This window comes from Desulfacinum hydrothermale DSM 13146, assembly GCF_900176285.1.
GTDB classification, from domain to species: Bacteria; Desulfobacterota; Syntrophobacteria; order Syntrophobacterales; family DSM-9756; genus Desulfacinum; species Desulfacinum hydrothermale.
Genome location: NZ_FWXF01000016.1, coordinates 40,560 through 63,756, shown reverse-complemented (window position 1 = coordinate 63,756; position 23,197 = coordinate 40,560). Strand labels below are relative to the sequence as shown.

General features: G+C 58.5%; 20 protein-coding genes. All 20 read left to right on the top strand.

The window, feature by feature from the left end; genetic code table 11:
• Window positions 1–2 precede the first annotated feature (2 nt).
• The 20 genes from B9A12_RS13045 to B9A12_RS12945 all read left to right on the top strand — a co-directional run bounded on the left by B9A12_RS13045 (window position 3) and on the right by B9A12_RS12945 (window position 23,152).
• Window positions 3–1,226 (top strand): TIGR04063 family PEP-CTERM/XrtA system glycosyltransferase, encoded by a 1,224-nt coding sequence (locus B9A12_RS13045; RefSeq protein ID WP_212636940.1) that lies wholly within the window; start codon window positions 3–5, stop codon window positions 1,224–1,226.
• 80 nt (window positions 1,227–1,306) lie between these two features.
• A complete protein-coding gene (locus B9A12_RS13040) occupies window positions 1,307–2,125 on the top strand; it encodes an ABC transporter permease (RefSeq protein WP_084058543.1) in 819 nt (272 codons plus the stop codon).
• Between the two features lie 58 nt (window positions 2,126–2,183).
• A complete protein-coding gene (locus tag B9A12_RS13035; RefSeq protein ID WP_084058542.1) occupies window positions 2,184–3,473 on the top strand; it encodes an ABC transporter ATP-binding protein in 1,290 nt (429 codons plus the stop codon).
• A 10-nt stretch (window positions 3,474–3,483) separates the two neighbouring features.
• Window positions 3,484–4,530: an FkbM family methyltransferase gene (locus B9A12_RS13030; protein WP_084058541.1), complete on the top strand. Its 1,047-nt coding sequence runs from the start codon at window positions 3,484–3,486 to the stop codon at window positions 4,528–4,530.
• A gap of 123 nt (window positions 4,531–4,653) precedes the next feature.
• Window positions 4,654–6,036, top strand: a complete 1,383-nt coding sequence (locus B9A12_RS16730) for a glycosyltransferase family protein (RefSeq protein ID WP_170920598.1) — start codon at window positions 4,654–4,656, stop codon at window positions 6,034–6,036.
• Window positions 6,037–6,556: 520 nt separating this feature from the next.
• Window positions 6,557–7,324: a glycosyltransferase gene (locus tag B9A12_RS13020; protein ID WP_170920597.1), complete on the top strand. Its 768-nt coding sequence runs from the start codon at window positions 6,557–6,559 to the stop codon at window positions 7,322–7,324.
• A 578-nt stretch (window positions 7,325–7,902) separates the two neighbouring features.
• Window positions 7,903–8,859 (top strand): hypothetical protein, encoded by a 957-nt coding sequence (locus B9A12_RS13010; protein ID WP_084058537.1) that lies wholly within the window; start codon window positions 7,903–7,905, stop codon window positions 8,857–8,859.
• Between the two features lie 673 nt (window positions 8,860–9,532).
• The gene (locus tag B9A12_RS17665) at window positions 9,533–9,964 is read left to right on the top strand and encodes a glycosyltransferase family 47 protein (protein ID WP_245802446.1); all 432 of its coding nucleotides are present in this window, start codon (window positions 9,533–9,535) and stop codon (window positions 9,962–9,964) included.
• Between the two features lies 1 nt (window position 9,965).
• Entirely contained in the window at window positions 9,966–11,072 is a 1,107-nt protein-coding gene (locus B9A12_RS13000) for a glycoside hydrolase family 99-like domain-containing protein (protein WP_245802445.1), read from the top strand.
• Window positions 11,069–12,046 (top strand): glycosyltransferase family 2 protein, encoded by a 978-nt coding sequence (locus B9A12_RS12995; protein WP_212636939.1) that lies wholly within the window; start codon window positions 11,069–11,071, stop codon window positions 12,044–12,046. The genes B9A12_RS13000 and B9A12_RS12995 overlap by 4 nt, the downstream gene beginning before the upstream one ends.
• A 159-nt stretch (window positions 12,047–12,205) precedes the next feature.
• Window positions 12,206–13,147, top strand: a complete 942-nt coding sequence (locus B9A12_RS12990; protein WP_084058535.1) for a sulfotransferase family protein — start codon at window positions 12,206–12,208, stop codon at window positions 13,145–13,147.
• Window positions 13,137–14,036: a glycosyltransferase family 2 protein gene (locus tag B9A12_RS12985; protein WP_084058534.1), complete on the top strand. Its 900-nt coding sequence runs from the start codon at window positions 13,137–13,139 to the stop codon at window positions 14,034–14,036. The genes B9A12_RS12990 and B9A12_RS12985 overlap by 11 nt, the downstream gene beginning before the upstream one ends.
• 338 nt (window positions 14,037–14,374) lie before the next feature.
• Window positions 14,375–15,334: a glycosyltransferase family 2 protein gene (locus B9A12_RS12980; RefSeq protein ID WP_084058532.1), complete on the top strand. Its 960-nt coding sequence runs from the start codon at window positions 14,375–14,377 to the stop codon at window positions 15,332–15,334.
• A gap of 29 nt (window positions 15,335–15,363) precedes the next feature.
• Window positions 15,364–16,641 (top strand): TolB family protein, encoded by a 1,278-nt coding sequence (locus B9A12_RS12975; protein ID WP_084058529.1) that lies wholly within the window; start codon window positions 15,364–15,366, stop codon window positions 16,639–16,641.
• A gap of 7 nt (window positions 16,642–16,648) precedes the next feature.
• Complete coding sequence (locus tag B9A12_RS12970; protein ID WP_084058527.1) at window positions 16,649–18,040, top strand: phenylacetate--CoA ligase family protein; 1,392 nt, start codon at window positions 16,649–16,651, stop codon at window positions 18,038–18,040.
• Window positions 18,041–18,104: 64 nt separating this feature from the next.
• The gene (locus B9A12_RS12965) at window positions 18,105–19,331 is read left to right on the top strand and encodes a prenyltransferase/squalene oxidase repeat-containing protein (protein ID WP_084058567.1); all 1,227 of its coding nucleotides are present in this window, start codon (window positions 18,105–18,107) and stop codon (window positions 19,329–19,331) included.
• Window positions 19,310–20,149, top strand: coding sequence for a formyl transferase (locus B9A12_RS12960; protein ID WP_084058525.1), 840 nt, complete (start codon window positions 19,310–19,312; stop codon window positions 20,147–20,149). Before B9A12_RS12965 ends, B9A12_RS12960 begins: the two co-directional genes overlap by 22 nt.
• Entirely contained in the window at window positions 20,146–20,928 is a 783-nt protein-coding gene (locus tag B9A12_RS12955) for a polysaccharide deacetylase family protein (protein WP_084058524.1), read from the top strand. The genes B9A12_RS12960 and B9A12_RS12955 overlap by 4 nt, the downstream gene beginning before the upstream one ends.
• Complete coding sequence (locus B9A12_RS12950; RefSeq protein ID WP_170920596.1) at window positions 20,928–21,884, top strand: glycosyltransferase; 957 nt, start codon at window positions 20,928–20,930, stop codon at window positions 21,882–21,884. Before B9A12_RS12955 ends, B9A12_RS12950 begins: the two co-directional genes overlap by 1 nt.
• Entirely contained in the window at window positions 21,881–23,152 is a 1,272-nt protein-coding gene (locus B9A12_RS12945; protein WP_084058520.1) for a putative O-glycosylation ligase, exosortase A system-associated, read from the top strand. The genes B9A12_RS12950 and B9A12_RS12945 overlap by 4 nt, the downstream gene beginning before the upstream one ends.
• The last annotated feature ends 45 nt before the right edge of the window (window positions 23,153–23,197 follow it).

The following is a 23,197-nucleotide window of genomic DNA, read 5'->3' as shown; positions in this document are numbered from 1 at the left end:
CGATGATTCACGAAACCATGAAAATCCTTCACATCCTGGACCACAGCCTGCCGCTTCAAAGCGGCTATGCCTTCCGCAGTCGAAACATCCTGCGGAGCCAGAAAGGGGCGGGCTTGGCCCCACTGGCCCTCACCTCGCCCAAGCACGAAGCCTCCTGGAAGGGCCTGGCGCCCTCGGTACATGTGATCGACGGCATTGTCTATCACCGAAGCGGGTCTTTGGACGGGCGGGCGGGAGGCATCCTGGGCGAAGGGGCGCTGGTCTGGCGCCTTCGGTCCCGGATCCGCCGACTCATGGGCCGGGAGCGACCCCATGTGCTACATGCCCACTCGCCGGTTCTGAACGCCCTGGCGGCCTGGGTGGAGGCGCGTCGGGCCGGGATTCCCATGATTTACGAAATCCGGGCCTTTTGGGAAGACGCCGCGGCGGATCTGGGCACCTACGGGGCGGCCTCGGCCAAGTACCGGCTGGTGCGGGCCTTGGAGACGGTCGTGTGCCGCCGGGCGGATCGTGTGGTGACCATCTGCCGGGGGCTCCGCGACGACCTTCTCTCCCGGGGTATCCCTGGGGAGAAGGTATGCGTGGTTCCCAACGCGGTGGATCTTTCGGAATTTTCGGTTTCCGGCAAGGCACGGACGGGGCAAGACGGGCGCTTTGGAAAGGCCGGATCCAAGACGGTGGCCTTTATCGGCTCCTTTTATCACTACGAAGGGCTGGATCTTTTGATCGAGGCGTGCGGCCGCCTGGTGGATCGGCATCGGGAACTTCGCCTCTTGCTGGTGGGGGGCGGGCCCATGGAAGGGCCCCTCAAGGATCTGGTGGCGCGCCGGGGGCTTGGAGAATCGGTGGTCTTTACGGGGCGCATCCCCCACCACCAGGTGGTGGAAGCCTACGGGGCGGCGGATCTTTTGGTCTATCCCAGAAAGTCCATGCGTCTTACCGAGCTGGTAACGCCGCTCAAGCCCCTGGAGGCCATGGTCCTGGGAAAGCCAGTGGCGGCCAGTGCCGTGGGCGGTCATCGGGAACTGATCCGACATGGGCAGACGGGGATCCTCTTCCCACCCGACGACGCTCAGGCCCTGGCCGCGGCCATCTCCACGCTGCTCGATTCGGAGGCCTTGCGCGAGCGGCTGGCGCGCCGAGCCCGGCAGTGGGTGGTGCGGGAGCGCACCTGGGATCGCAACGGCGCCCTCTACCGCGCCCTCTACACCCAGTACGTCTCCTGATCCCAGCCACGCCCCATTGACGACTTCACGATTTGCGACTTGACCCCATCGCCACTCTCCAAACCAAGACGAGGCAGCCCATGATCGCCGTCATCAAAGAACTCTGGACCTACCGGGAACTCATGACGACTCTGGCCTGGAAAGAGATCGTCGTCCGCTACAAGCAGGCCTATCTGGGCATCGGGATCGCCGTGCTCAAGCCCTTGCTGCTCACCGTGATCTTCACCATGGTCCGAAGCTTCGTGGGCATCGACACGGGCAAGATCCCCTATCCGGTGTTGACCTTTGCGGCGCTCCTTCCCTGGACCTTTTTCCAAGAAAGCGCGGCGGCCAGTGTGAACAGCGTGGTGGCCAACGCCGGTCTCATCAAAAAGATCTATTTCCCGCGGGTGATCTTTCCCCTGACCGCCGTGTTGACCAAGTTTGTGGAACTGTCCATCTACTTTTTCCTCTTGGCCCTTTTCATGATCTGGTACCGCATGGCCCCCAGCGCCCATGCCGTGTGGGTTCCCTTCCTTCTGGTTTATACGGCCCTGGTGTCCTTGACCATCAGCCTAGTGGGAGCGGCCCTGAACGTCTACTACCGGGATGTGGGGCAGATGCTTCCCGTGGGGATCAACTTGCTCATGTACGCCTCGCCGGTGATCTATCCGCTTTCCCTGGTCCACAAGAAGCTCATCGTGCAGCAGGCCGCCGGGGACTGGTCCCACCTGCTCTACACCCTCTACACGCTCAACCCCCTGGCGGGCATCATCGATACCTTTCAGGCGGTGATGCTCAGAGGCGACCCGCCCGACTTTCAGGTCCTTTGGCCCGGGTTTGTCGCCACCCTGCTGCTCCTTCCCTTGAGCTACGCCATCTTCCGGCGGGCGGAAGCCTATTTTGCCGACGTGATCTAGTCCGGTATCGGCGAGTGGAAATCTTCAGGAACCGCTTGAAAAGAGGTTGAGACGTCACATGGCCATCATCGAAGTGGAACACTTGACCAAGGAATATCGTCTGGGACAGCTCACGAAAGTCGGCGACACGTTCAAGGGGATCGCCGCCCGCCTTCGCGGTCGAAAGCCACCGGAAAGAAAGGCCTTCAAGGCGCTGGACGATGTGACCTTTTCCGTGGAGGAAGGGGAGGTGGTGGGCATCATCGGCCCCAACGGTGCGGGCAAGAGCACACTGCTCAAGATCTTGTGCGGTGTAACCCGCCCGAGTTGGGGAAACTGCATTGTCGGTGGCAAAGTGGCGCCCCTGATTGAAGTGGGGGCCGGGCTGGTTGGAGATCTGACTGGACGAGAAAACATATATCTAAACGGAACAATACTTGGACTGGGGCGAAAAGAAATAACTTCAGCGCTCGGACAGATTATAGAGTTCGCTGAGTTGGAGGAGTTTATTGACACTCCGATCAAGCGGTACAGTTCTGGAATGAAAGTGAGGCTAGGTTTTTCAATTGCTACGACCCTCAAGTCAGAGATTCTTATAATGGATGAGGTCTTGGCGGTAGGAGATATGGCATTTCAGCGTAAATGCTTTGACCGAATGGAAAATCTAATAAAGACAGAAGGTAGAACTATTTTGTTGGTGAGCCACAATATGAGACAGGTCGAACGGTTGTGTTCTCGAATAGTGCTTCTTAACAATGGAAGGGTCATCGAAGATGGAAACCCCAAAAAGGTTTGTGATCTGTACTTTGAACAAAGCAGTAAGAAGATCATGGGCGAATACAATGTGAGTGGCGGTCAAGCTAGGAATCTTCGTATGACGGGAGAAGTCATACTGCATAGTTTAAGTTTGCTTAACGAAGAGGGTGAAGAATCGGACGCTATGAGATCCGGATATCCGATGGTCATCCAAGCCTGGTTCGACTGTGATCGCCATATTGAAAGCCCTGAAGTTGTCTTTGGATTTCACACACCAGATCTTATATACATCGCCTCGATGGATTCCGCCAGGCTTATGAATAAGCCTAATTTTCGAGAGGGGAAGAACCTCGTTCAGTGCGTTATACCAGAACTTCCACTAATTCCAGGAATCTACGGACTACGGGTAGGTGTGCTTGACCGATATAGAAGAGAGATGTTCTATGGCGAATCTATTAAAACCTTTAGCGTCTTACCAGGCGATATTCCCGTTTCGAAAACGGCGGCGCTTGGATTTATTGACATTAAACATGAATGGCATATCAATACCAATTCAGTTTCTTTAAATGACGACGTCACCTCAGATACAGCAACAGAATCTCTAGCTCGGTAAAGGTAGGCAGATGAATTATTTAATAGCTCGACTTAAATCAGGTTACTGGCGGTTGCGGGAGGCTCCTCAAATGGGCTCTCGTTTTTTAAGGAGACCCTTCAAGGTTTTGGAGCCTGAGGGGCCTCATGCGTGGCTGTTCCAAATGTCACGATTATCAAAGATAGTGAAAACATTAGATTACTGGAGTTTGCCGTGGCCCCAAAAAATCTTTTGGTCATATGTCTATTTGTTTGTAAATTTTTATAAAGGAAAACTCCCCTTGGGTAACATAATGTTTTTTGGTTGTGTGGGTATGTCTAAGTTGTTGGGCCAGCATTCTTATTATTTGGTCACGGTTGATGGTTCGAAACTCTATCTGGCGGTGGAGGATCCACGAGCATTCCAAGCAATAATTGAGTTAATAGACTCGGGTTCTGATGCGTATTCTTTAAAATATTTTATTGGGAAAGGTAATACGTTTATTGACGTGGGGGCAAATTATGGAGTTTTCTCGGTTGTTGCATCAAAATTAGTTGGTCCAACTGGCATGGTCGTATCGATAGAGCCACAGCCTTTATTGGCGAAATTGGTCAAGAAAAATTTAGAGGCGAACGGCGAGAGTCCTTTTCAGGTTTTTGAATGTGGTTGCAGTGATAGAGAAGGCTCCACAGAGCTATTTGTGCCTCGCGGTAGCTCCGGGGCAGCTGGCGTTTATAAGTCTTTTTCAGCAACTGGAGAGCATAGAGTATTGAAAGTAGGTCTTAAACGCCTGGACGATTTAGTGCTATCTTTACGGCTGCCAGGATCCCTTTTTGTAAAGCTGGATGTGGAGGGTCACGAATTAGCTGCTCTGAAGGGCTGCAGGGATCTGATCAGGGAAAGAAAACCGAAACTAATGATTGAGATAAATAATGATGCTATGCATAGCGCCGGGGTATCCATTGAGGACTATGTCGCATTTCTAAAGGCAATGGGATATAAATATTTTGTATGGATGGACAGACCGCTGCAAGCGGTTCAGCTTGATATTTTACCAAAGAGTCAAATATCCCTTAAAAACATAGTCGTTATTAAATAGACATATGTGAAAAACGCAATCTTACCGCTATGTGACCAAGTGTTATATATAGGTGTCGTGTGAATGTGCAGTTATATGTATCAGCTAAATGCGTAATGTTTATGTGACTGTTTGGGGGATGGGATGAATCTCAAAAGTTTGTATTGGCGCTACTTCGAAAAGATGAAACAATTAAATAGGATCATGGGGGAAGTGGCTGAGTATGTGTATGCCATTCTCTGCTTGCTAAAATTATATGTATGGGATAGAGCTAATGAAGATTCGACACGGTGCAGGAAGGCATGTTATGATATATTATTCATATCCTATTTTTCATATCCATATGCGAGTGATTATGGGACTCAGCGCATAAACAAATTTATCAAGTACCTGAATGAGTGTGGCTTGAGTCAGATTTTGGTAACTACTAAACCCAGGTCTGGAAGAATTTTGGACGATTCAATAAATGAACTCCCTGAAAATATTCTTGTGGTTCGAACTCCAGAGATGGCGGCTACTGAGCTCAGAAGAAAAAAAGTTTTAGTGCCTGATGATTATATAACGTGGTTTCGAACGTGCAGAAAAGAAATAGAAAACATTTTGCGTCATGGATCAGTATCTGTTCTTTTTGCCACTGCCCCTCCTTATACTAACTTGCTGATAGGCTGTTATATTAGTTGCAAGTATGGTATTCCAATAATATGTGATTTTCGTGACCCGTGGAATAAGATCGATGTCAGTACATGGGGCATGAGAGGTAACATTAGAAAGTTGTTAAATGCTAAATTGGAGAGGTTTGTGTTAAAGGTATCAAAGTACGTTATAATGGCAGACAATGAAACGTACTACAGAGAATACTTTCTGTGCTCCCGCAGTTTGGAAAATAAGATAGTAGGTATTCTTAATGGGTACGATGAAGATGATTTTGCTAGAATAGAGGGAGTTGTGAAACGCGATGATAGGCAACTGACAATATCGCTTGTTGGGAATATTTATTCAGAAAATAGCGTGACATATATATGCAATGGATTTAATCTATTGAAGATCAAGAGGCCAGATATTTTCCATAAGGTGGTTTTGGAATATGCGGGCCCAGCTTCACACCATATGCGTAGAATTAGCAATGAAGTCGGTGTGAAGGTCGTTGATCACGGGTATGTCTCTCATGAAGAGGCTATAAAGGTGAGGATGAGATCAGACCTGCAGATCTTCGTCCAACCGGAGAATTTTAAAACTCACGTAATGAGCGGAAAAATATACGAGATGATTAGGACGCCTGTTCCGATAATGGCCTTGGTTAGCGAGGGTAGCGAAGTAGCACGTCTGATAAGAGAAACAAATACAGGCGAGGCTGTAGGGCAATGGGATTCTAGCAAATTTGCTGAGTCAATAGTGCGTGTATATGAATGGAGAGCTCAGGGCCGTTACGAACATTCACCTAATTGGAAAGCCATAGAAAAATACTCAAGACGCGATCAAGGGAAAAAACTGTATGCGCTGATTGCTGAATTTAGAAACCATAGGTAAGGAAATGTGTATATTCGTCGATACATACGAAGTATCGCCAAAGAAAGTGAATAGTACTGAAAGCTAGACTACCTACATAGCTCAGAATTAGACTATTTGTGGGGATGAATAGGTCGCATCATGGCCCTCTGAATCGGTGAGGAGTGATTGCCGAGCCTGCAGTTGACGTATTGGAAAGTCGGTTTTGCGCTCAATGATAACCCGACTTAGTGGTGTTTGCAGAGCCTGAAAAGCCATCCTAAAATAGCAATTTCAGGGCCGGTTGCACAACAAACAGCGAAGAGGCAACAAGCACGGCATCCCTGCCTATGTGGTGCATCGGAAAAAGGGGTTTCGCGCGACGTGGTTCGAGAACTCCACGCCCATCGTCTACCGAAAGGAGGGCTGGTGTCGGCGTAGTTTTGGAAAGATCAAGAAGAAAGTGAAGGCCTTTACGGCCGCGCAGGGGGCTGAAGACCGTATGGAGAAAATCCCCATTGAGGGGGGGCACAAGCCCTTCATTGGTGAGGATGATATTCTCGTGATCCCGGAAGTGTACGGGCCGAACCTGGCCGATCTCTATGGCCAAGGGATCAAGAAGGTTATCTTGAACCAAAGTGGATACCTAACCTTCAGGGGCTATTCTTGGGATGCCAAGAGTTTGACCACCCCTTACGGCCATCCGGATGTCCTCGCCACACTGGTCAACTCCAAGAATACGGAGGAATATGTGCGATATGCATTTCCTCATCATCCGGTCCATCGGTTCCGGCTGTCTGTGGACCCTAAGCTTTTCTTCTATGAGCCGAACAAGAAGAAACAAATTGCCTTTTCGCGGATCAAGAACCCGAGGGATGCCATGCAAGTGGTTAGCATCCTCAAGTTTCGTGGAGTCCTTGGGGAATTCGAGCTGCGTCCTTTCATCAATATCCCCCAGTCGGAAGTGGCACGCCTGCTGCGGGAATCGCTTATTTTCTTGAGCTTCGGCTACCCGGAAGGGTTCGGACTTCCGGCGGCGGAAGCCATGGCGTGCGGATGCATCGTGGTGGGATTCCATGGGGGTGGGGGCAGGGAATTTTTCGACCCCCATTTCAGTTACCCCATCGAACAAGGCGACATCATCGGCTTTGCCCGCACGGTGGAAGGGGTGATCCGCCAGTACGAGGCGGATCCCGCCCCACTCGTGGATCGAGGGCGCCGGGCGGCGGAATACATCGCAAAGACCTACAGCCCGCAGCGGGAAGAAGAGGATCTTCTCAAAGCCTGGAACGCCGTCTTTCTCTCTGTGGGGAAAGTGCTTGCCCCCTAAAACCCAAGGCAGGATGCGAAAAGCCCCACGCCGTCACGGGAACCCCGGCCCTCTCAAGCAGTTCTAAGCTACCAGCGTCGGCAAGGCGTTCGAAAACCCTAGCGTGCTCGTCAAAAGGTTGTTGCAAGGTTTCATGTGAAGGAACCTTCTGAATGTGCAGAGGCTCTTGGAAACCGTCATTGCCGGCCACCTCCGTAGTGGCTTCAAAGCCATTCTGCCCGGGCACAGAAGCCCCAAGTAGGTCTTGAACACATCCGCATGCGAGATCATCGACGGTCCAGGAACTTGCCTTTCCAAATGTTCGCGCAGGCTCGCGGCAACGTTGATCAGATTTCCCACAAAGTCTAAGCCCGCGTGTCCGTTGGAGAAAGATTTGAGAGATTGTTCGATCTCAATTTTCTTCATGAGTGCACCTGCCGGGTGAAAATGTGTCAGGAAACCGTATATCAAAAATGAGCTGTATTTTTAGTAGTACATCTGCCGTAAGATATTCGTATTCATAGGCGAAATTTCACGAATTAAGATCTGAATTTAGTAAGATAATGTGTTTTCCTCTGTAAAAATTATGGGGATTTGACATGGAATATCAAGGAAAAGTGGGTTTCGTCATCGGCACGGGCCGGTGCGGGACGCTATTTTACACAAAGCTGGGCGAGCTGGAACCTGGTGTGGCGGCCTCTCACGAGCGATTCCCCTTGAATGAAACGTTTCACCGTTACTGCAAGTGGTACGATCTCCCGGTGGATTCGGAAGGTTTTCTTCAGGCCAAAGAACGGGAGATTCGGGATGACCTGAAGCGGGCCGTCTTTTCGCTCGAGGCCAGTCCCCATTTGTCTCTTTCCGTGGTGGAACTCCATGAGCGGTTCGGCGCCAAGTTTATTCTCCTGGTGAGAGCCCCCCACGAGGTGGTTTCCTCCTTTCTGAAAAAGGGCTTCTATCGCCAGCCCTATGTGGTGAAGGATCCCTCCCTGGCGCCCAGCTATCAACAGATGCCCAAAGATCTCTTTGAAATGTTCCTGGCCCGGATTGCGCCCACCGGGCCGTTCTTTCCTGTTTGGAACAGCATGACGCCCATCGGCAAGATCGCCTGGTTCTACCGGGCGTATACAGAAAAGACTCTGGAAAAACTTCAAACTTTACCCCAGGGAACCTACAAGGTCGTTCGCATCGAGGATTTTGATCACTCCGCCTATCTGGAGGCCTCCCGGTTCCTGGGCTACGAGCCCCTGGTGACCAAGGAGACGTTTCAAGCCCTTGCGGACAGCCGCCCCCACTCATTTGATAAGAAGAGAAACATCTGTCAGTGGACAGATCGGGAGATCGTCGAGTTTGAGGAACAGGTTGCGCCCATCGCCCAAAGGTTTGGCTACCCCTTTCGAATCGACGACCTCATGAAGTCAACCTACGGTACCACTGATCGTGAGCAAGTGCGACAGGCGACAGTCCCTATAAAAAGCGGACCTCCGTTTTGGCGCCTGAGAAAAACGACTGCCTCTTTCCTTTCCCGAATGTCCTCCCTGGTGGATGTGTCATGAAAGCCTCCTCGGGCAACCCGACCAGATTGGAGAGGTCTTCCGCTCCGGTGGCTTTCGTGACCGGTAAGGTGGATTCGCTCACCTTCACCCTGCTCCATGCCATGACCTTCCAGGGTATGGAGGTGAATTTCCTCTATGATCGTGCAGAGTCGGGCCGCAGGCTTTCCGAAATATCTCGGATGCCCGGAGTCCGATTGTCCTGTGTGGGAAACGGCCGAGTTGACGAGGCAGGTGCCGGGAGGCGGGTTGTCGTTCAGGGCCATCCCCACCTTCCTTCCCCGAAGGCTCTTGAGATCGCTGGGCATCGGGTGCGCGAGCCCGTGACCTTTATCACCGCAGGGGATCGGGGCCAGCCCCGTTGGTCGGCCCTCAAGGTGCAAGTAAAAGAATTCATGGCGTTGCGCCGGGCGGGGATTCCCGTGGGCCGGGTGGTGTACAAAGATGGCTACCGGGGGATGGATCTTTATCGTGCTCTGCATAGACCCCGGTTTATCTGCGGCTTCGATGTGCACTCCCAGTTTCTGACGAATCCGAGACTGTTCGAACTCATTTTTTCCCCCAGTTGGCTCCCGGACGAGCCGCGTAGCTTTCGCATCAGCTTTCTGGGCAGCCTGGATCCCAGGGGCGCCGAGGGTTTTTGCATGAGCTTCGACGCCACTTCAACGGGGCCGAGATGTTTTGGCACGAATACACGGACTCCTCCGGGTCGGGTGTGTCGGCGGCCGACTACGTGCGCATCTTGTCCCAATCGGATTTTGTGCTGTGTCCTCCAGGCTATTCCCTGGTGACCCATCGCCCTATCGAAGCCCTCTTGAGAGGCGCCGTACCGATCCTGAATGAAAAAGAAGTGGATCTTTACGGCTTGGAGATGAGGCATGGGGTTCATTGCATTGCGGTCAAGGATGATCGATGGGAAGAGGCGGTTTTGCATGCCTTGGACCTGCCTCGGGAAAAGGTACGCTCCATGCGGCGCCGGATTCATGCCCTTCGAGACCGACTCAGCTACCACGAAACATCCAAGGCCATGTGCCGAAGACTCGGGCTTGAGTGTCGCAAGGCTCCACACGAGCCCTCTACTCACCAAGGCATTGTACGAAAGGCTTGACGTGAATCCTAAGGCCAGAGTGATCGCCTTCTATCTTCCCCAATTTCATCCCATTCCGGAAAATGACCGGTGGTGGGGGAAGGGCTTTACGGAATGGACCAACGTGGCCAAGGCCAGGCCCCTCTTTCCCGGCCACTACCAGCCCCGGATCCCCGCGGACCTGGGATTTTACGATCTTCGACTTCCCGAGGTCCGCGAGGCCCAGGCGGAGATGGCCCGCCGATACGGCATCGAAGGTTTCTGCTACTACCACTACTGGTTCGGAAACGGCCGGCGGCTGCTGGAGCGGCCCTTCAACGAAGTGCTCCGTTCGGGCGAACCCCGCTTTCCCTTTTGCCTTTGCTGGGCCAACAAGAGCTGGAGCGGAATCTGGAAGGGCGCGTCAGACGAGGTGCTCATGGAGCAGACCTATCCGGGCATGGACGATCATGCGCAGCATTTCCGCTTCCTCGCCCGGGCCTTTGAAGATGAACGCTACATCCGGGTGGACGGAAAACCGCTCTTTATCGTCTACCACCCCGATGAGCTGCCGAACGCGCGCCGGGTGACCGACTCTTGGAGGGAAACCGCCCTGAAGGCCGGCTTCAAGGGACTCTATCTCCTGGGGGTTTTGCATCTGAGCGGTCGGGACCTGAGACCTCTCGGCTTCGACGGGGCGGTCCTGCAGCGTCTGGCCCCGTTTTACCGTAACGTCTACGGCGAGCCCGGTAACGGCGCCTGGGGACCGGTGAAAAAGGCAATCCACCGGGTTCCGCGGGACCTGACAGTCTATTCCTACCGCGACCTGGTACCCTTTTTCGTTCCCCGCAAGCGTCCCCCCTTTCCCGGCTATCCGTGCATTCTACCCAATTGGGACAACACCCCGCGAAGCGGCACCCGGGGTCTGGTCTTTCACGACTGCGATCCGGGCCTTTTCCGCCTGAACGTCCGGGACGCCCTCCGCTTCGTCGGCGAACGGAACCCGGAAGAGCGGCTCGTCTTTCTCAAATCGTGGAATGAATGGGCGGAGGGAAACTACATGGAACCTGATCTGCGATACGGACACGCCTACCTGGAAGCCCTGCACGACGAGTTGAAGGCCTTCTCCAGCTCTGGAGGCGCTCTGTGAGCGTGAAGGGCCTCACGGTGGCCGTGTGCACCCACAATCGGCTGGAACTCCTCCGGCGTGCCCTGGCTACCGTCCGCCGGGCGAAGCGGCCCCGGGGCCTCCGAACGGAGATCCTGGTGGTGGCCAACGCGTGCACAGACGGCACGGAAGAGTGGCTAACACGGGAGGCGGCTTTGAGCGCGCATGCCAATGGGTGGCCGTTGCGCTTCGTGAGCGAGCTCGCGCCGGGAAAGATTCACGCCCTGAACCGACTGAGGACTCTGGACATTGAAGATCTCATCGCCTTCGTGGATGATGACCACCGGGTGGACCGGCTATGCTTCGAGAGTCTGGTGGCGGCGGCCCGCCGCTTCCCCGAAACAGGGCTCTTTTGCGGAAGGATTCTGCCGGATTGGGACGGCCGGGAACCTGCCTGGGTGCACGATACGGGGCCATACAGGTTGTACCCACTTCCCGTGCCCCGCTTCGACCTGGGTGAGACCGCCCGAACCCTTGGGCCCCAAGGGCCCTATCCGGGCGGCGGCAACCTGGCGGTGCGCCGGGAGGTGTTGCAGCGCGCCGGTCCCTTTCGGGCGGGCTTCGGCCCCGTGGGGCACAACCTGGGCGGTGCAGAAGACATCGAGTGGGTGCGCCGGGCGCTTTCCCGAGGCGAACGGCTTCGCTACGTGCCGGGCATGATCCAATACCACTACGTGGATCCGGCCCGATTCCGCCTCCGTTATCTCCTGCGCAAGGCCTACGAACGTTCCGCCTCGGTGGTCCGGCTGGAGGAGACCGGGGCTGCAGGCGTGCTGCCGCCCCTCCACATGTGGTCCAAGGTTCTGGACCGGCTGGCTCGGCTGGCAGCCCACGCCGGCAACCCAAGCGCGCGGCGCTTTTATGCCATGCGCCTCGCCGGCGCCCTGGGGGAGCTCAAAGGGTATGGGTTGCGGCGAAAGGATGCGCGCCATCCGGCGGTCTTTCTCTCCCAGTGAGGATCCGGGAACACGCCGGCTGGGCCTTTCCATCTCTATCTGGGGCGTTTTCATGTCCCTAACCCCTTTACAGGCAAGCACCTGGAGAGCTTTTCAAAATATGACTGCCAGACTCGGGCGGCGCTGTCTGGAAACCCCCGGTGGGAAAACGGTGGACGAATGAACGGTCTCAAGAAGATTCTCAAGTTGAAGGACCCGGAAATACGGGCCAAGAACCTTCGAGCGCTCCGTTATGGGGTTCGCGGGCTGGCCTGGAAACTCCTCCGGCCCCACATGCCGGATCCCGTCTTCATTGTGGGCTGCTCCCGGGCGGGGACCTCGGTGACCTACGAGACCATCCGGCTGTCCCGCCATCTGCTTTCTTTCGGCTACGAACTGCCCACCTTCTGGAACGGGCTCTGGGGTCCGCACCACAACGGATGGCATTCGGAAGGGGCCGAGCTCCAACATGCCAAGCCCGAACACCGGGACGCCGCCTTCAAATACTTTTACGAACGGCTGGGAGCAGGGTGGGTGTTGGATAAGACCTGCATCAATGTCCTGCGGGTTCCCTACCTCTACCGGCTTTTTCCCAAGGCCTGCTTCATCTACATCCATCGGGACGGCCGCGACAACGTCAATTCCCTCATGGAAGGCTGGAAGCAAACCCCGCGGTTTGCCCTGCACCAGTTTCTGGGGCCTCTGCCGGCATCGGTTCGCATCGACGGGGGCCGCTACGACGATTGGTCTTTTTTCCTTCCCCCCGATTGGCGCCGCTTCAACAACGCTTCCCTGGAGCGGGTGTGCGCCCACCAATGGGTGAGCGCCAACCGGGCGGCTCTGGGCGCCCGGCGGCTCGTGCCTCCAAGGCAGTGGATCCCAATCCGATACGAGGACTTTTTTGTGGATCCCGTGTCCGTCTTTCAACGCGTTTTCGAGCGGCTGGATCTTCCCTTCGAAGAGCCCATCCGGCGTCGGTGCGAGTCCCTGCTGCAGCACCAGACGAGCCTGGTGAGCGGCCCGCCGCGCCTGGCCAAGTGGAAAACCCAGAATCCTCGCGCCATCGAACGGGTTTTGGACGTTCTGGCCCCCACCATGAGGGAGCTGGGCTATGAGCTCTAGTGGGCCGCTGGTTTCGGTGGTGATTCCCGCCTACAATGCGGCCTGGTGCGTGGAGCGGGCTCTTTGCAGCGTCCTGGGTCAGGACTACCCTTGCCTGGATGTGATCGTGGTGGATGATGGAAGCACCGACGCCACCCCCCAAATCCTGGAGAAGTACCGGGGCCGGGTGCGGGTGGTCCGAAAGGAAAACGGAGGACTCAGCAGCGCCCGAAACGCCGGAATCGCCTCGGCCCGGGGCGACTACGTGGCGTTTCTGGATGCGGATGACTTCTGGTTTCCCCAAAAGCTCTCCCGCCAGATGGCCGTGATGACGGCCGACCCCGCCCTGGGCTTTACCTCCACGGCGGCCCTGGTGGTGGCCGAAGACGGCTCGCCCCTCAGCGTGTGGCGATGTCCATCGAAACAAGGCTGCCTCACCACCGCCATCTTTTCCCGTCTTTCGGCCGTGCCGGGAAGCGGCTCGGGGGTGGTGGTACGAAGGGACCTTTTCTCCCGCGTGGGACTCTTCGACGAACGGCTCCGAAGCGTGGAAGACGTGGACATGTGGCTTCGCCTTTCGGCGGTCACCTCCTATGCCTGCCTGGAGGAACCGCTGGTGGTGATCGTCCGCCATGGTTCCGGGATGAGCCGCAATGCGCAGGTGATGCGCGCATCCATGCTGGCCGTGCTTCGAAAAAACCGGGTGCTGCTTCCGCCTTCGCTTCGGGGCGCCTTCTGGCGGGCGGCCTATGCGTCGGCCCTGGCCGACGCGGCCAAGTGGGAGTACCGAAAGGGGAGAAAGGTCTGGGCCTTGACCCTCCTTGCCCGGGGGCTGTGCCTTTCCCCGTGGAGATCGGGGCGGCTGCTGGCGGGACTGGGCGCGGCCATGCTGGGCGCGCGGGACGTGTGAAGCCGCGCCCGAGGCCGCCTCACGGATCTTTCCATCGGGGGCGGTTCGGAGTCCATTTCCTGGGGTACGGTGGCCTCCGGCTGGCCCTGAAGAAACAGAGCCTTGAAAACTGGGAGGCTGTCTCACAATGGCCTCTTGGCCTTTTGGGGCTTTCTGATCAATGCCATTCAATCGTGCCATGTGAGGTTTTTTGAGCTCTGTAGGGGCGGGTTCGGAACCCGCCCCTGCTCCCGCAAGGCCGGGCCCGTAGCGCGTGCGCGCTTGGTGGCCCCAGCCTTCCGTCCGCTCAAGAAGGAAGCAACCGAAGCGTTCTCAGACAAGCTCCTGGGGAGACAAACATGGGCAGAAGTGCAACGACGCCGCCTCGGGTCTCGGTGATCATGCCGTGCTACAATGCCGCGTCCTACCTGCGTCAGGCCTTGGAGAGCGTCACCGGCCAGACCCACGGCGCCGTGGAACTGATCGTGGTGGACGATGGATCGACCGACGAGAGCCGGGATATCTTGGCACAATACCCCCGGGTCAAGGTGTTGCGCCAGGACCGTCAGGGACCGTATCCCGCGAGAAACCTGGGACTGAAGGTGGCCACCGGAGAATACGTGGCCTTTCTGGATGCCGACGACTATTGGGCTCCCACCTTCCTGGAAGAAATGCTGGCGGCTCTCCAGGGTACCGACGCCGCCTTGGCCTATTGCGGCTGGCAAAACGTGGGCGCGGTTCGAAGCAGCGGCGAACCCTACGTGCCGCCCGACTATGAAAAGGAAGGCAAAGTGCACGCCTTCCTGCGTTCCGCTTCCCCCTGGCCCATCCATGCGGCGCTGATACGAAAGGAGGCGCTGGATGCGGTGGGCGGCTTCAGCACGGCCCTGCGGACCTGCATGGACTACGACCTGTGGCTTCGCATCGGCCTTTCGCATCCCATCGTGCGGGTTCCCAGGGTACTGGCCTACTACAGGCACCACGGGGCCGGGCAATTGACGGACAAGCAGGGCAGGCAGGCCATCAACGTGTGGCTCGTCAAAAAGAGATTCATGGAGAGTCGTCCGGACCTCTGCGCTGCCGTGCCTCGGGATCTTCTGAAACGCTACCTCCACGGGGCGCTCTTGGCCCGCGGCTACCGTTGCTACTGGCAAAGGGACCTGGCCGGCGCCCAGACGGTGTTTCGCTTTGTTTTGAGGCATGGTTCGTGGGGCGTGCGGGACGTGAAGTACCTCTTTCCAGCCCTCCTGCCCATGGGGATGTACGCCCCGCTATTGAAGTTCCTGGATCGGCGGCACACCAGCCGGGCTCGTGCCTGATCTTTCATCTCCTGACCAAGGTGAATAGCATGATTCCTTCCGACCTCCTTTTTCGATCTTCCTGGGTGCCGTGGCGGGTGGCGCGCCGGATGGAGACCTGGGCGGAGGGGCCGCTGCGACGGCGTGCCCCCGCCCTGTACCGGGGTCTTCACTGCGGCCGCTTCCAAAACCTGGTCCAGCCCGTCACCTCCGGCCCCTTGCACCACTTCTTCGGCTACTACGACAAGTCTCCCTGGAATCTTTCCGGAGACAAGCTGCTGGCCTTGGAAGTGCCCTTCGACGACCGTCCCCCCACGGCACGGGATCAAGCCGTGGTGGGTTGCCTCCTTTTGCACGAAGGAAATCGCTTCCAGGCCTTGGGGGAGTCCCTTGCCTGGAACTGGCAGCAGGGCTGCATGCTCCAGTGGCATCCCGCCGACCCGGACACGTGGATCTGCCACAACCACCGGGAGGGGGGAAAATTCGTGGGGCTGATACGGAACCTGAAAGGCACGGTGGAGGCCCGCTTCGACAGGCCCTTTTACGCCATGCATCCGGACGGTATGGGCGCCATCAGCCTCAACTTTTCGCGCCTTCACCGGCTCCGGCCTGGTTACGGCTATGCGGGCGTGGAGGATCCCTGGGCGGAGGATCCCCTGCCGGATGGCGACGGATTGTGGTGGATGGACCTGCAGAAGGGATCGTCGGAACTGATCCTCTCCGTGAAGGAAGTGGCCCGGGTGGAACCGCGCATGTATCCGCCGGATGTTCCTCACTGGGTGAACCACGTTCAGTTCAGCCCCCGTGGAACCCGTTTTGCCTTTCTGCACCGCTGGGTCCATCCCCGCCGGGGATGGGCCACCCGGCTCATGGTGGCGGAGGCCGACGGAACCCGCCTCCGGCCCATCATCACAACGGGCGTGGTGTCGCACTACGACTGGAAGGACGAAGATCGCCTGCTGGCATGGGCCATGGGGGCGGAAGGGCGCCCGGCTTTCCACCTTTACAACGTGGAAAGCGGCGAAAGCCGGGTGGTGGGAGGCCATGTCATGCAGGAAGACGGGCATTGCAACTTTTCTCCCAACGGTCGATGGATTCTCAACGACACCTACCCGGACCCCTACGGAATGCGCACCCTCTATCTCTACGACCTGCACGGAAAGCGACGGATCAATCTGGATAGGTTCCTTTCGCCCGCCCGGTACCGGGGAGAGATCCGCTGTGATCTCCACCCACGATGGAAAAGGGATGGGACGGCTGTCTGTATCGATTCAACGCATACCGGGAGCCGCCAGATGTATGTCGTCAACCTCCATCCGATCTTGTGAGGTCGCCATGAAATACCCGACTCAGGCCACCAGCTTCTTTGGAACCCTCTACCGGGCCCATGAACGGCTCTTGGGACGTCCCACCTTTGCCTATCTGGCGGAGCTGGAACGGAGCCAGTGGGCATCCCGGCAGGAGATCGAAGCGATTCAACTCCACAAGCTCCGCGCGCTCCTGAAAACGGCCCTTCGCCACAGCCCCTGGCATGCGGAAAGGATCCGGCAAGCCGGGTTGGACGAAGGGGCGTTGGATGCCATGGGCCTGGACGATCTGGCACGCCTTCCCACCATGACCCGCCAGGATGCCCGGGAAAACCGGGACCGCATCGCCTGGCTCGGGGTTCCCGGCGGCGCCTACCTTTACAACACGGGGGGGTCCAGCGGCGAACCCCTCATCTTCTACTTCGGTAAATGGCGACAGGCCTCGGACACCGCCGGCCGCTTCCGTGCCCAGCGCTGGTGGGGCGTGGAGGTGGGGGAGCCCCAGGTGTGGCTCTGGGGAGCGGGGCTCCACGCCGGTCCCACGGACAAGATCAAGCTCCTCCGGGACCGCATGGTCAATCAGCTTTTCCTCAACGCCTTCGAGATGACCCTTGCCAACATGGACGCCTACATCCAGGCCATCCGGCGATTCCGGCCCAAAAGCCTCTACGGCTATGCCAGCAGCCTGAGTCTTTTGGCCGCACGAGCCCAGGAAAAGGGCGTGGACATGCGCCTTCCCGGTCTCAAGGCGGTCTTCACCACGGGAGAGCCCCTCTATCCCCACCAAAGGGATTTGCTCCAGGAGGTCTTCGGCGTCCCGGCGGCTAGCGAATACGGAAGCCGAGACGTGGGCTTCACGGCCCATGAAAGCCCGACGGGCCGGATCCTTCTCATGAGCGAAAGCATCATCCTGGAGGTGCTGGACGGCGACGGGCATCCGGTGAAGCCCGGGGAGCTGGGGGAGGCCGTCGTCACGGGCCTCTGCTCCCAGGCCCAGCCCTTCATCCGCTATCGAACAGGAGACGTGGTCCGATATACGGGCCAAACCTGCCCGGAAGGACGGGGTCTCCATGTGCTCGGCGAGGTTTCCGGAAGAACCACCGATTTCGTCACCCGATCGGACGGAACCATCATGCACGCCCTGGCCGTGATCTACGTGCTCCGGGCCACCCCGGGGGTCGCCCGGTTCAAGTTCATCCAGCACGCGGTGGACGACGTGGAGGTGTGGGTGGTGACGGGTCCACAATGGAATGAGGAGCGGCGGACTCAGGTGGTGGAAGGCCTCAAGGCCCGCCTGGGGGAAAACGTCCAGGTGGGGATCCGCCTGATGGAAGACATTCCGGCGGAGGCGTCGGGAAAGCACCGCTACGTGGTGAGTCACGTGCCCCTGCCGGAGGCGCTGCGGGGAGTGGTGGGGTAGGGAGTGGGAAGTGGGGGAGGAAATGGAGAGTGTCATGGGGCAGAGATGGACGAAGGGGGTGCGGATGTTTTGGGATGCATGGTGCCGCTATCGGCCGTGGCGCCCGGACCACCTTCGGCTCCTCGGCCGCCATATCCTTCCTTCCCGAAACGGAGTGCCCCAGGACGACCGGGTGCACCTCAAGGCCGTACTGGACTGGGTCCGCCGGGCCCAGGATGTGCGTCGCGGCCTGCCCGACCAAGGCGGGATGTCTGCGGGTTGGAGCTTCGAAGACGGCTGGCTTCCCAGTTATCCGGAAACCAGTGGATATCTGGTGGAGACCCTGCTGGTGGCGGCAGGGGTGCTGAACGACACGGACCTTGTGTGCCGGGCCGGGGAAATTCTGGATTGGGAACTTTCCCTGCAGCAACAAGACGGGGCCTTTCCCGGTCATTTCGGTGAGGCGGGGAGCCGGCCGGTGATCTTCAACACGGGCCAGATCGTCCACGGACTATTGGCGGGCTATGGCCATTTGGAACGGACGGATTGCCTGGAGGCGGCCGTGCGAGCGTGCCGCTGGATGGTGGCCTCCCAGGACGGGGACGGGTGCTGGCGCCGCAATGTCCACAACGGCGTGCCCCACACCTACAACACCCGGGCTGCGTGGGCCTTGGCCCGAACGGGATGCGTCACGGGTGAAAAGGACCTGGTGAGGGCGGCCGAGAAGAACTTAGACTGGGCCTTGGGGCAACAAAACTCGGAAGGTTGGTTTCACGCCAACGCCTTCGTGCCCGGCCGACCCCCCTTCACCCACACCATCGCCTACGCCGTGCGCGGCCTGCAGGAGTCCGGTCTGCTCCTGGGGCGGGACCGGTACGTGGCGGCGGCGCTTCGAACGTCCACCGTGCTTGTGAGTCTCCAGAAAAAGGACGGCTCCCTGGCCGGGGCCTATGACCCGCAGTGGCGGCCCCGGGGCCGCTACGTGTGCCTGACGGGTCTGGCTCAGATCGCGATCATCTGGAAACGATGGGTGCAGACCGGGCTGGACCACGACGGGCGCTTTGCGCAGGCCTTTCACAGGGCCTTGGGTTATCTCAAGCGCCGCCATCGCCTCACCGGTTCCGGCGGTCCGGAAGACGGGGCCGTGGCCGGATCCTATCCGCTCTGGGGCGCCTATTCCCGGTTCGAATTCCCCAACTGGGCCGCCAAGTTTTTCGCCGATGTGTTGTTGATGAAGATGGCCGATCGGGCCATCCCATCCGATCCTCAAGCCACGCAAGGGGGCTCCCCATGTCCCGTCTTCGCATCATGATCCTGTGCGGCCGCTCCCCCCGGCACCTGCACGTGGCCAACCGGTTGTGCCGAGCCGCGGAGCCCCTGGCCATCGTCCAGGAAACGGGAAGCCAGATCCAAACGGAAAAGCTTCGAAAGTGGGCTCGCAATCCACGCCTTCTCTGGCAAAAGGGATGGCGTTGGATCCGCGACCGGCGCCGCTACGGGGGCGGAAAGGAGGCAGCCTTCTTCTTTCCCCATGGTCAACCCCGCCTGGAACGCCCCGATCGGCTCCACCAAGTGCCCCACATCAACCATCCCCGGGTTTTGGATCTGGTGGACAGGCTCGACCCCGATCTCATCACCGTCTTCGGCACCTCGCTCATCCGCGACCCACTCCTGGGCAGGGGCCGCCTGGGCATGGTGAACCTCCACGGAGGGCTCAGCCCCCACTACCGGGGAGCGGACGGGACCTTCTGGGCCCTCTACCATGAAGAACCGCATCGGGTGGGCTGCACGATCCATTTCATCGATACCGGCATCGACACGGGCAGGCTCATCGCCCACGTGTGCCCGGAAGTGCGGGAGGGCGACGACGAGCTCACCCTCTTCTGGCGGGGCGTGCGGGACAGCGCAGAAGTCTACGCGGAGCTTTTGGATCGTCTGGAACGGGGTGAGCGCCTGGGCGCGGTCCAGGGGGAACGCGGGCGTCTCTTCCAGGTCAAGGACCGGATGTGGCGACACGAAAGGGAGTTGGAACGAAAGATGCGCCAAGGCCTTCTTCGCGGCGTTGGGCTGCCCCGGAGGGTGACCTGGTATTCGGCGGAAGGAACGCCCATGGTGGAGGGTGTGCCGTGAGCCGCTTTTTGGTGCTCATGTATCACATGGTGAGCGAGCCGAAGGAGCCGAGGGACGCACGCTTTGCGTGCCCGCCCGGCCTCTTTCGAAGGCACATGGAGTATCTGGCCCGGCATGGCTATGCATGGGTGAGCCTGGAACATATCCATGGGGCGCTCACGGGCGGGACGCCCCTGCCGGAGCGGGCGGTGGCCGTCACCTTGGACGACGGGTATGCGGACAACTACGAATACGCCTGGCCCGTTCTCGCCCGTTACGGGATTCCGGCCACCATCTTCCTGGTGACCGATGCGGTGGGCCGCACCAACCACTGGATGGAAGGGCGGGGGTTTTCCAGCCGGCGCATGCTCTCCTGGTCCCAGGTTCGGGAAATGAGCGATCACGGTGTGTCCTTCGGCTCTCATACGGCCTCCCATCCACGGCTGACGGAACTTCCCGCCCATCGGGTGGAAGAGGAGCTCACTTGCAGCCGCCGCGTCTTGGAAGACAAACTGGGACGTTCCGTGTTTAGCTTCGCCTATCCCTACGGGCTGGTAAGTGAGGGGGTCAGAGACGCGGTGGTCCGGGCGGGCTACGGCCTGGCATGTTCCACGCGCTCGGGTTTCAACCGCGTGGAGACGGACCGGTTTCAGCTTCGGCGCATCGAGGTGTACGGCACCGACGGGGTGTGGCGCCTGGCCCAAAAGATTCGGTTCGGCATGAACGACGCCTCCCTGCTTTATCCCGTCAAATACTATTGGAACCGGGCCCTGGCCCGGTGGAACGGAAGAGACCTCTGATGGACCTGTCCGTCGTCATCTGCACCTACAACCGAAGCTACAACCTGCCCCGATGCCTGGAAGGCCTCGCACGTCAGCAGGATGCGGCCCAGATTTCCTGGGAGGTGGTCCTGGTGGACAACAACTCCCGGGACAATACGGCCCGGGTGGCAAAGCGCCTGGCGAAAAGGCTTCCCCTGGATCTGAACTACGTCTTTGAAGGGGAGCAGGGCCTGAGCGCGGCTCGAAACCGGGGTGTCCGGCAGGCGCGCGGGCGCTTTCTGATCTTCATCGACGATGACATCCTGGTGAGCAGCCGCTGGCTCCGATCCGCGTGGGATGCCTTCCGAAGCTCCGGAGCGGACGCCGTGGGAGGACGGATCCATCTGGATCCCGGTGTTCCCCTGCCCCGGTGGATCGATCGGGAGCTCCGCGGTTTTCTCGGCCACCAGGACTACGGGGAAAGCCCGCTCTTCTTGGACGGCATCACGCGCTATCCCTTCGGCGGGAACATGGCGGTCACCCGGCAAGCCTTCCATCGGGTGGGGGGCTTCGACACTTCCTACGGCCGCAAGGGCGAAGGCAAAAAAGCCGGGGAGCTCTTCAAGGGAATGGAAACCAATTTCTTTAGACGGCTTGCCGGCCTGGGGGGGAAGATCTTCTATGAGCCCGCCATGGTGGTCTACCACCGGGTGGAGCCGCACCAGCTGCGCCGTTCTTACTTTCGCAAGATCCACTTCAATGCGGGCTACCAGAAGGGCTACCTGGACGGATTGCCCGCCGGGAGGAGACTGGCCGGTGTTCCCCTCTACCTGCTGCCCCAGACGGCAAGAGCCTGCCTGAAGCTCCTGGAAGCAGCACTTCGCCTTGATCCGGCCGGCACGCTCCGCCGGCAGATGATCCTGGGCCACTTCCTGGGACAGATCGCCGGGAGCATGAACCGGCATCGGAAGATGAGAGGGGATCGGGGCGCATGAGAGACATCGTTGTTACGGCCGTCATCTTGGGGCTCATTCCCTGGATCCTGGTCAACCCGGTGGTGGGGGTGCTCACCTGGTGCTGGCTGGGTTTCATGAACCCGCACAAGCTCTGCTGGGGATTCGCCCAGACCTTTCCCTTCGCCCAGGTGGTGGCCATCGCCACCCTGGCCGCGCTCATGACCTGGAAGGAGCCCAAAAAGATCCCGTGGACCCGGGAGACCAAAACCCTGTTGGTCTTCACCCTGTGGATGTTCGTGACCACCCTTTTCGCCCTGAATCCTGAAGGTGCGTGGGAACAGTGGAACAAGGTGTGGAAGATCATGTTCATGACCTACGTGACCCTCATGGTCATGAACACCCCCAAGCGGATCCACATGCTCCTGTGGGTGACGGCCCTCTCCCTGGGCTTTTACGGTGTCAAGGGAGGTATCTTCACCTTGATGACGGGCGGAAACTTTATGGTTCTCGGTCCTCAGGCCACCTTCATCGGGGTTCGCGGCGGCATCGCCCTGGCCCTCAACATGACCATTCCCCTGATGCGGTATCTCCAGCTCACCACATCCCAGAGATGGATTCGGATCGGCCTGGGGGTGGCCATGGCCCTCACGGGGCTGGCTGTCATCGGGACCCATTCCCGGGGCGGGTTTCTCGGGGCAGTGGCCGTGAGCTTCTTTCTCATCCTGAAGACGCGGCGCAAGTTTTTCTATACGCTCCTCTTGGCGCTCACCGCCTACGGGATCCTGTCGTTCATGCCCTCCTTTTGGGCCGAGCGGATGCATACCATCGAAACCTACGAAGAGGACGCCTCGGCCATGGGCCGGATCAACGCCTGGTTGTTTGCCTTCAACCTAGCCAAGGCCCGGCCCATCGGAGGCGGCTTCGAGTGCTTCCGCGATTGGCTTTTCGATCGGTACGCCCCCAATCCAGGCGAGGTGCACGACGCCCACAGCATCTTCTTCGAAGTACTGGGGGAACACGGCTTTGTGGGCCTGGCCCTCTACCTGGCCTTGATCCTCATGACGTGGCGTACGGCCACATGGATCAAAAGGCAGGCCCATGGGGTTTCAGAAACCCAATGGCTGGCCGATGCGGCGACCATGATCCAGGTGAGCCTGGTGGGCTATATGGTGGGCGGTGCGTTCTTAGGTTTGGCCTATTTCGATCTCTTCTATCACCTGGTGGGCCTTGTGGTGCTGTGCCGGGTCTTGGTGGAGCGGTACCAGTCCGGTGAGGATGTGAGGATCGGCGATTACGCGTTTTTCTAGGAATGTGGAGCAGTTTGTTGCTCCGGTGAAGGAGTGCCTGGGCCG

Excerpts from the sequence above, each read along its gene's own strand:
- B9A12_RS12990 (WP_084058535.1), top strand. The coding sequence starts at position 12,206 with ATGAACGGTCTCAAGAAGATTCTCAAGTTGAAGGACCCGGAAATACGG.
- B9A12_RS12945 (WP_084058520.1), top strand. The coding sequence starts at position 21,881 with ATGAGAGACATCGTTGTTACGGCCGTCATCTTGGGGCTCATTCCCTGG.
- B9A12_RS12980 (WP_084058532.1), top strand. The coding sequence starts at position 14,375 with ATGGGCAGAAGTGCAACGACGCCGCCTCGGGTCTCGGTGATCATGCCG.
- B9A12_RS13030 (WP_084058541.1), top strand. The coding sequence starts at position 3,484 with ATGAATTATTTAATAGCTCGACTTAAATCAGGTTACTGGCGGTTGCGG.
- B9A12_RS12950 (WP_170920596.1), top strand. The coding sequence starts at position 20,928 with ATGGACCTGTCCGTCGTCATCTGCACCTACAACCGAAGCTACAACCTG.
- B9A12_RS12965 (WP_084058567.1), top strand. The coding sequence starts at position 18,105 with ATGTTTTGGGATGCATGGTGCCGCTATCGGCCGTGGCGCCCGGACCAC.
- B9A12_RS17665 (WP_245802446.1), top strand. The coding sequence starts at position 9,533 with ATGTTTTGGCACGAATACACGGACTCCTCCGGGTCGGGTGTGTCGGCG.
- B9A12_RS13045 (WP_212636940.1), top strand. The coding sequence starts at position 3 with ATGATTCACGAAACCATGAAAATCCTTCACATCCTGGACCACAGCCTG.
- B9A12_RS13035 (WP_084058542.1), top strand. The coding sequence starts at position 2,184 with ATGGCCATCATCGAAGTGGAACACTTGACCAAGGAATATCGTCTGGGA.
- B9A12_RS12970 (WP_084058527.1), top strand. The coding sequence starts at position 16,649 with ATGAAATACCCGACTCAGGCCACCAGCTTCTTTGGAACCCTCTACCGG.
- B9A12_RS12960 (WP_084058525.1), top strand. The coding sequence starts at position 19,310 with ATGTCCCGTCTTCGCATCATGATCCTGTGCGGCCGCTCCCCCCGGCAC.
- B9A12_RS16730 (WP_170920598.1), top strand. The coding sequence starts at position 4,654 with ATGAATCTCAAAAGTTTGTATTGGCGCTACTTCGAAAAGATGAAACAA.
- B9A12_RS12985 (WP_084058534.1), top strand. The coding sequence starts at position 13,137 with ATGAGCTCTAGTGGGCCGCTGGTTTCGGTGGTGATTCCCGCCTACAAT.
- B9A12_RS12975 (WP_084058529.1), top strand. The coding sequence starts at position 15,364 with ATGATTCCTTCCGACCTCCTTTTTCGATCTTCCTGGGTGCCGTGGCGG.
- B9A12_RS13010 (WP_084058537.1), top strand. The coding sequence starts at position 7,903 with ATGGAATATCAAGGAAAAGTGGGTTTCGTCATCGGCACGGGCCGGTGC.
- B9A12_RS13040 (WP_084058543.1), top strand. The coding sequence starts at position 1,307 with ATGATCGCCGTCATCAAAGAACTCTGGACCTACCGGGAACTCATGACG.